The sequence below is a fragment of the Donghicola sp. XS_ASV15 genome (genome assembly GCF_041224595.1).
Taxonomy (GTDB): domain Bacteria; phylum Pseudomonadota; class Alphaproteobacteria; order Rhodobacterales; family Rhodobacteraceae; genus Donghicola.
On sequence record NZ_JBGFGN010000088.1, the window covers coordinates 1 to 1,384 of the forward strand.

The 1,384-nt window shown below is 56.6% G+C and carries 3 protein-coding genes; all 3 read left to right on the forward strand.

Features of this window, described 5'->3' with window-relative positions; all coding sequences use genetic code 11:
* Positions 1–296: 296 nt before the first annotated feature.
* From AB9K37_RS02730 to AB9K37_RS02740, 3 genes are read left to right on the forward strand one after another with little or no spacing between them, the layout of a single operon-like run.
* Positions 297–476, forward strand: coding sequence for a hypothetical protein (locus AB9K37_RS02730; RefSeq protein ID WP_369835441.1), 180 nt, complete (start codon positions 297–299; stop codon positions 474–476).
* An 8-nt stretch (positions 477–484) separates the two neighbouring features.
* Positions 485–955, forward strand: a complete 471-nt coding sequence (locus AB9K37_RS02735; RefSeq protein WP_369835442.1) for an IS3 family transposase — start codon at positions 485–487, stop codon at positions 953–955.
* Positions 864–1,190 carry a DDE-type integrase/transposase/recombinase gene (locus AB9K37_RS02740; protein ID WP_369835443.1) on the forward strand — a complete coding sequence of 109 codons (327 nt, stop codon included), beginning with the start codon at positions 864–866 and terminating at the stop codon, positions 1,188–1,190. Before AB9K37_RS02735 ends, AB9K37_RS02740 begins: the two co-directional genes overlap by 92 nt.
* The last annotated feature ends 194 nt before the right edge of the window (positions 1,191–1,384 follow it).

The following is a 1,384-nucleotide window of genomic DNA, read 5'->3' on the forward strand; positions in this document are numbered from 1 at the left end:
GCACCTTCAAATACAAGTCCACGGTGTATATCCCCAAGCCCTCCCGAAATCCGAAAGGGCAAAAGTGGACGACTTTTACGCCGCCCGCGACAACACTATGCCGTCGCTACCGTGGCCGAGTATTGCTCCGCCGTTCACACAGAGACGTCGAAACGGAAACAGCATGCGCCTGAGTTCAAGGCGAAGGTCGCGCCGGAAGCCCTAAAGGGTGAGGAGACGGAAGCCGAGCTTGCGAGCCGGTTTGGTGTGCATCTGTTACCGGCAGGTGATTGCGAAGCAAACACCGAGAGGCGACGATGATCCATCAGTGGAAACGCGCTCTACGCGAAGGCGCTTCTGGCGTGTTCGAGCGTGGGAGCAGCAAGAAGGCTGCGATTGATGAAGAGCAGTTGAAGGAACTTTACGCCAAGATTGGGGAGCTGGCGTTGGCCAATTCTTTTTTGGAGCGAAAGCTGAAGCCTTGGGGCGGGAAGTGAGGCGTGACATGATCGAGCCGAACCATCCGAACTTGTCCATCGGTCAGCAATGCAAGCTGCTGTCGATCGCACGCTCATCCTATTACTACGAGCCGAAGGGCGAGACCGAACAGAACCTCGACCTGATGCGGCAGATCGACGAGCTGTTCTTGGAGACCCCATTCTTCGGCGTTCGGCAGATGACCTGGCACTTGCGCAACGACGGCCAACTTGTAAACGAGAAGCGCATCCGGCGACTAATGCGGCTGATGGGCTGGATGCCAATTTACCAGAAGCCCAACACGAGCAGGCCGGCAAAGGGGGCACAAGACTTATCCCTATCCACTCAGAGGTCTGCAGGTAGAACGCCCAAACCAGCTCTGGTGTTCAGACATCACCTATCTGCCCATGCGGCGCGGGGTCCTCTACCTGGTGGCGATCATGGACTGGCACACGCGAAAAGTTCTATCTTGGCGGATATCGATGACATTAGAGGCTGACTTCTGTGTTAACGCGCTGAACGAGGCCATCCACAAGTTCGGGCCGCCCGAGATAATGAATACAGATCAAGGGTCCCAGTTCACATCCTTTGTCTGGACGGATCGGTTGCGGCGATCTGGCGTGCGGATCTCCCCTCTCGGGACACTGCTGCGCAATGCCCTGCCGGGCAGTGGACAGATGGGAAAGGACGCTTCCTCGACAACATCTTCATCGAGAGGCTCTGGCGCACCCTGAAACACAATTGTGTCTACCTGCATGCTTGGGAAACCGGATCAGAGACGAAAGCGGAGTTAGTGTCCGAGCACGTGGTGTAATTTCCGCACCGCCAACGGTGTAATCCCGGGTGGCCATCGAGGTGTATGGTCGAGGTGGAGTTTGACCGCTTCAACCACGAACCACACGGAGACCCCGATGACCAAAACCAACAT

Excerpts from the sequence above, each read along its gene's own strand:
- AB9K37_RS02740 (WP_369835443.1), top strand. The coding sequence starts at position 864 with ATGCGGCGCGGGGTCCTCTACCTGGTGGCGATCATGGACTGGCACACG.
- AB9K37_RS02730 (WP_369835441.1), top strand. The coding sequence starts at position 297 with ATGATCCATCAGTGGAAACGCGCTCTACGCGAAGGCGCTTCTGGCGTG.
- AB9K37_RS02735 (WP_369835442.1), top strand. The coding sequence starts at position 485 with ATGATCGAGCCGAACCATCCGAACTTGTCCATCGGTCAGCAATGCAAG.